The 6,548-nt window shown below is 67.4% G+C and carries 4 protein-coding genes; all 4 read left to right on the forward strand.

All coding sequences use genetic code 11. The annotated features are described in order from the left end of the window. The first annotated feature begins 49 nt into the window (after positions 1–49). Complete coding sequence (locus tag JWP90_RS11195) at positions 50–1,453, forward strand: anthranilate synthase component I family protein (RefSeq protein WP_297363983.1); 1,404 nt, start codon at positions 50–52, stop codon at positions 1,451–1,453. A gap of 72 nt (positions 1,454–1,525) precedes the next feature. Continuing rightward, positions 1,526–4,078, forward strand: coding sequence for a leucine--tRNA ligase (leuS, locus tag JWP90_RS11200; protein ID WP_297363986.1), 2,553 nt, complete (start codon positions 1,526–1,528; stop codon positions 4,076–4,078). A gap of 103 nt (positions 4,079–4,181) precedes the next feature. Continuing rightward, positions 4,182–4,832: a ComEA family DNA-binding protein gene (locus JWP90_RS11205; RefSeq protein WP_297363989.1), complete on the forward strand. Its 651-nt coding sequence runs from the start codon at positions 4,182–4,184 to the stop codon at positions 4,830–4,832. Beyond that, positions 4,829–6,548 (forward strand): ComEC/Rec2 family competence protein (locus JWP90_RS11210; protein WP_297363992.1); only part of this gene is annotated, 1,720 nt, incomplete at its 3' end. The genes JWP90_RS11205 and JWP90_RS11210, both read left to right, overlap by 4 nt.

A 6,548-nucleotide genomic window follows, 5' to 3' on the forward strand; every position in this document is an offset into this window, starting at 1 on the left:
CAGCCTGGGGTGAGTCCCCGATCGGGCTCTGCAATCTAAGGTGGGAGTCGTGGAATCCAGCCTACGGTCGAGACAGCTCAGCCGCTGGATCGACCCGGAAAGTGCCTTCCTCACAGCATTTGGGTCTTCGGCGCGCGCGTTCTGGCTCGACAGCGGCATCGACGCATCCGAGGGATTCAGCTACCTGGGCGATGGAACGGAACTGCTTACCGCTGCGGTCGCCGACCACTCCGTCACGCGATCGGCGAAGACGGACGACGCCGCACCGACCATCACCGCGAACGTCACGATCTTCGATGCCTTGCGCGCTGAGCTTTCAGAGGGAAGCACCGGGACAGCCTGTGACGTCAGTGCCCCGGCTGGAGAGTTCTCGCCCGGCTGGGTGGGCTGGATCGGCTACGAAGCCGGTGCAGACAGCCGCGGCACTCCCGCTCATCCGTCACGCTACCCGGATGCCGCTTTCCTGCGCCCCGCCCGGATGCTGATCTTCGACCACACCACCCGCACGATAACCGCACTCGAAGTGGTCGGCCCGGCAACGGAGGAGCACTTCGGCTGGTTGGCCGGACTCTCGGATCCCACGCCCGCCCAGCCGCCTCTGGCCGCCGAACCGCGTTCGGCCCGCTGGCGCCACCCGGCGCCGGCATATGGCCGCCTCATCGCGGAAGCCCAGGAGGAAATCCGCCGCGGCAACGCGTACCAGCTCTGCCTGACCAACGAGGCGCTGGTCGACGGCGACTTCGATCCGGTCGAGGTCTATCGCCGGCTTCGGCATGCGAGCCCGAGCCATCATGGCGGGTTGCTCGTGGTCGACGGCACCGCCTTGGTCAGCTCGTCGCCTGAGCAGTTCCTCCGGGTCACCCCTGACGGGACCGTCACGACCCGGCCGATCAAGGCCACCCGGCCGCGCGGAAGTACCCCAGACCACGAAGCGAAACTCGCAGCGGAACTGGTCGGCAGCGACAAGGAACGTGCTGAGAACCTCATGATCGTCGACCTCATGCGCAACGACCTCGGTCGGGTCGCCGTCACCGGCAGTGTCGCGGTGACCCAACTGCTCGCCGTCGAGAGTTACGCGCAGGTGCACCAGCTGGTCAGCACCGTCACCGCCCGCCTTGCCGACGGGGTGAGCGGGGTGGATGCCGTCGAGTCCGCATTCCCGGCCGGATCGATGACCGGGGCGCCGAAGATCTCAGCGATGACCATCCTCGACCGGCTCGAGTCCGGCCCGCGTGGCGTCTATTCCGGTGCGTTCGGGTACGTCGGAGCAGACGGCGCCATCGATCTCGCGATGGTGATCCGCAGCATCCTGATCGATTCCGCCGGTGCATCGATCGGAACCGGCGGAGGGATCACCGCGCTGTCGGTCATCGAGGAGGAGATCGAGGAAACCCAGGTGAAGGCCGCGGCTCTTCTCGCCGCGCTGGGCGCTTCCGAACAGGAAGTAGGCTAGATCGTTGGACCGCGGGTGTCGCGGCGGTATCGCGCACCCGGCAGTCCTTTCCCGCTTAAGAATGAGAGCCACGTGTCACACGACGAGCAGACCCAGGTCGGACAGAAGTACGATTTCGCCGCTATCCAGGAGAAGTGGCTACCGGTGTGGGACCGGATCAAGCCCTTTGCAACGGACGACGAGAGCGACAAGCGCCCGCGCAAGTATGTCCTCGACATGTTCCCGTACCCCTCAGGCGACCTGCACATGGGGCATGCCGAAGCATTCGGTCTCGGTGACGTGGTCGCGCGGTACTGGCGCCAGCAGGGCTTCAACGTGCTGCACCCGATCGGCTGGGACTCCTTCGGCCTTCCCGCTGAGAATGCTGCCATCAAACGAGGCGTTGACCCTCGTGGCTGGACCTATGACAACATCGCGCAGCAGAAGGCGAGTTTCCGCACCTACGCGCCGTCCTTCGACTGGGACCGGGAGATCCACACCTCCGACCCCGAGTACTACCGCTGGACCCAGTGGCTGTTCCTGAAGCTCTATGAGAAGGGTCTCGCCTATCGCAAGGCGAGCCCGGTCAACTGGTGCCCGTTCGACCAGACCGTGCTGGCGAACGAGCAGGTCGTCGACGGCTACTGCGAGCGGTGCGGCAACCTCGTCACCAAGAAGAAGCTCACCCAGTGGTATTTCCGCATCACTGATTACGCTGACCGTCTTGTGGACGACCTCAAGCAGCTCGAAGGCGCATGGCCGTCGAAGGTCATCAGCATGCAGCGCAACTGGGTTGGACGTTCAACCGGCGCTGACGTGAACTTCGTCATCGAGGGCAAGGCCGACCCGATCGCCGTTTACACGACGCGCCCTGACACTCTGTACGGCGTCACCTTCATGGTCGTTGCCGCCGACTCCGACCTCGCAGCAGAACTGGTCGCCGAGGCGCCGGATGCCACGAAAGCCGCGTTCACCGAGTACGTCGACCGGGTCAAGGGCGAGACCGACATCGAGCGGCTCAGCACCGAACGGGAGAAGACGGGAGTCTTCCTCGAACGGTACGCGATCAACCCGCTGAACGGGGAACGCCTGCCGATCTGGGCGTCCGATTACGTACTCGCCGATTACGGCCACGGCGCGATCATGGCTGTGCCGGCCCACGACCAGCGAGACCTCGATTTCGCGCGAGCGTTCGACCTCCCTGTGCGTGTCGTCGTCGACACGAACCAGCCGGTCACCGGTGCGATCCCTGTCCTCGTCGACGGGGAACTGCCCGATGATCTGCCGCCAGCGGACCCGAAAGTCACGGGCGAGGCGCTGGTCGGCCCCGGTCGCCTGATCAACTCAGGCAGGTTCAACGGGCTGAGCAAGAACACGGCCATCGCGAAGATCACCGACGCCCTCACGGCATCCGGTCTCGGCGAAACCGCGAAGAACTACCGTCTGCGCGACTGGCTGATCTCCCGTCAGCGCTACTGGGGTCCGCCGATCCCGATCATCCACTGCGACGCCTGTGGAGAAGTGCCCGTGCCTGAGGATCAGCTCCCCGTCGAGCTGCCGCCAGCGGACAGTCTCGACCTGCAGCCGAAGGGTACAAGCCCCCTCGGAGCCGCTGAGGACTGGATCAACGTTCCATGCCCGCGCTGTGATGCGCCAGCCAAGCGGGACTCGGACACGATGGACACCTTCGTCGACAGCTCCTGGTACTACCTGCGTTACCTCAACCCCACATCGGACACTGTCGCGTTCGACCCGGCCCTCGCCGACAAGTGGGCGCCGGTCGACCAGTACGTCGGCGGCGTCGAGCACGCGATCCTGCACCTGCTCTATTCCCGCTTCATGACCAAGGTCCTCTACGACCTCGGTTACCTCGGCTTCACCGAACCGTTCAGCTCTCTGCTCAACCAGGGCATGGTGCTCATGGACGGCGCGAAGATGTCGAAGAGCAAGGGCAACCTCGTCGAGTTCGCCAGCGAACTCGCCACGTACGGTGCGGACGCGTTGCGCGTCACGCTCGTCTTCGCCGGACCCCCGGAGGATGACATCGACTGGGCGGATGTCTCGCCGGCTGGGTCCTCAAAATTCCTCGCCAGGGCATGGCGGGTCGCCCATGACGTGACGAGCGCGCCAGAGGTGCTCTGGAAGACCGGTGACCCGGCGCTTCGCCGCGTCACGCACCGCTTCCTCGCCGATGCGCCCGGCCTCGTCGAGTCGTTCAAGTTCAATGTTGTGGTCGCCCGGCTGATGGAACTCGTCAACGCGACGAGGAAGGCGATCGACACCGGAGCAGGCCCAGCGGATGCCGCCGTGCGCGAAGCCGCTGAGGTCACCGCGGTTGCGCTGAACCTGTTCGCGCCGTACACCGCCGAGGACATGTGGGAGATGCTCGGCTATGAGCCCGCCGTCGCCCACGTGACCTGGCGCAAGGCTGACCCGACTCTTCTCGTCGAGGAATCGGTGACCTGCGTCGTACAGGTCGACGGCAAGGTCCGCGATCGCCTCGAGGTGTCACCGAAGGTGGCAACCGAGGAACTGGAGTCGCTTGCCCGTGCCTCTGCTGCCGTTCAGCGTGCGGTCGGCGAGCGGACCATCGTCAACGTCGTCGTGCGCGCACCTCGCGTTGTGAGCATCGCGACCAAACCGTGACGTTCGGGTGCCCGTCCCTGCACAGGGGCGGGCACCCGGCCGGTTCTCCACCGTCCCCGGCCCGACGGTCGGGATCCTCGACGTTCGGTCTTGACTGGACGTCATGGCCAGGCACGCTTCCGCGCGGTCGCCGGGAGCGGCATCCGGTCTCCCTATAACGCTGGCGACCCGACGGTCGGCGGGTGTCCGGTTCGGCGTCGGCGCGCTCATCGTCCTGATGCTCGGCGGGCTCGTCACCGCGATCGTGGTCTCGCTGCTTGGCGCGACGGGCGAGGCCCGCCCGTTGCCTCCGACGCCGACGACAGGCGTCGACGCGGTGGGCAGCGTCGCCCTGTACGTCCACGTCCTCGGCGCCGTTGAGCGCCCCGGTGTCTACCAGTTCCGCGACGGTGACCGGGTGGTCGACGCCATCGCGGCCGCCGGAGGGTTCTCGCCGGTAGCAGACCAGCAGACGGTCAACCTCGCCCGCTTCCTCAGCGACGGAGAGCAGATCGTGGTGGCGGTCCAGGGTGCCGTACCGCCGGCGGCCGGGCCGGCCCCAGGCGTCCCAGGTGCTCCAGCCGGCAAGATCAACATCAACACGGCGTCAGTCGCCGAACTGGACACGCTGCCCCGGCTCGGGCCGGCCATGGCAGAGCGGATCATCGCCTGGCGTGAGACGAACGGCCGGTTCAGCAACATCGACGACCTGCTCAACGTGCCTGGCATCGGCGCCAAGACGTTCGAGTCCCTGAAAGACCTGGTGACCGTGTGACCCCGGCACATCGGCTGGTTCCCCCTGCGGGGGCCGCCTGGATCACCGCGTGCATCCTTGTCGGGGTCCCGAGCGCCGCGGGGGCCGTGGCGGCAGCCGGCCTTGCCTCGACCGTCGTCTGCGCCGTGGTTGCCGTCTGCGGTGTGCGCCGACATCCGACGTCACCGCGCGCGAGGTCCGCCTGGTGGGGGATCGCAGCCGTGACCCTGCTTACGGTGTCGCTCGCTGCAACTGCCGTCGCTGCTCGGGCCGAAGCACGGTCCCCTGCGGTACTCCGTGAAGCGGCCGAAGCGGGACGATCGGTCACGGTTCGGCTGACGGTGACAGAGAAATCGGTCGTCGACGACGACAGGCAAGGCTCCGTCTGGGACACATCCATGAGAGCGGATGCTCCTGGCGGCGCCGGCCGAACTGAGACGGCACAGCGGATCCACGGCACGCTCACCGAGATCGACCTTGGGGACGCACGCGTCTCGGCCGCTGTCCCGGTCGTTCTCTTCGCCACGGTGACCGATCCGCATCCCGTGCCAATCGGTTCGGTTGTCGAAGCGGACGCTGCGATGCGCGGCACGGCGCACGGGGACGCGGCTTCCTTCCTCCTGTTCGCCCGGCAGCCGGCGACCGTTCTTGCCGCGCCGCCGCGGTATCTCGCATGGGCGGGCGACATGCGCACCGGCCTCCTGAACCTTGCGGCGGAGTTGCCTGGCGACGGGGGAGAACTGCTGCCCGGGCTCTCCACCGGGAACACGACCGCGGTGACCGATGAGCTCGACGAAGCGATGAAGAGCAGTTCACTGAGCCACCTCACCGCCGTGTCCGGAGCGAACTGCGCCGTGATCGTGGCTGTACTGACGTTCCTTCTCGCCGGCCTCGGTGCGCCGCGCTCGATCCGCATCATCGGGGCTCTCACCGGGCTGGGGCTCTTCGTCATCCTGGTGACCCCTGAGCCGAGCGTCGTCCGCGCTGCGCTGATGGCACTGGCGGTGCTCCTGGCCCTCGGTGCAGGCAGGCCCGCTGCAGGGCTGCCCATTCTCAGCCTCGTCGTGATCGTCGTCGTCATCAGCGACCCCTGGCTGTCGCGCACCTACGGTTTCGTGCTGTCTGCCCTCGCGACCGGCGGGCTGCTTCTCCTCACCCGCCCACTCACGCAGATGCTGTCCGCCTGGCTGCCGCGTCCGCTGGCCGCGGCATTCGCTCTCCCACTCGCAGCACAGCTGGCCTGCCAGCCCGTGCTGATCCTGCTCACTCCCACGATCCCGGTTCTCGGCGTGCCGGCCAACCTCCTGGCGGCGCCGGCCGCGCCGCTCGCCACCCTGCTCGGGCTCGGAGCCTGCATCCTGGCACCGGTCCTTCCTCCGGTCGCCGTCGTCTTGCTCTGGCTCGGCTGGATTCCCGCGACGTGGATCGCCGCTATCGCGACCACGGTGCACGGGCTGCCGCTCAACCGCATGCCCTGGTTACCCGGCGCAGAAGGCGCGCTCCTCCTCGCCGGCCTGACCGCTGTGCTGTTCGTCGGGGTCGGCTCAGCGCGTTCTGGGCGGCGCTCAACGGCAGCACTCTGTGCGGGAGTGCTCGTGATCGCCGGCGGCGGGTATGCCGGCGGCCTCGCCGGTTCCTGGATCGCCCCGGCGTTGTCTCGGCCCGCGGACTGGACGCACGCGGCCTGTGACGTCGGCCAGGGTGACGCCATCCTTGTCCGTGAGGGAGGGGCGGTGG

Source organism: Mycetocola sp., from assembly GCF_025464835.1.
Lineage (GTDB): Bacteria > Actinomycetota > Actinomycetes > Actinomycetales > Microbacteriaceae > Mycetocola_A.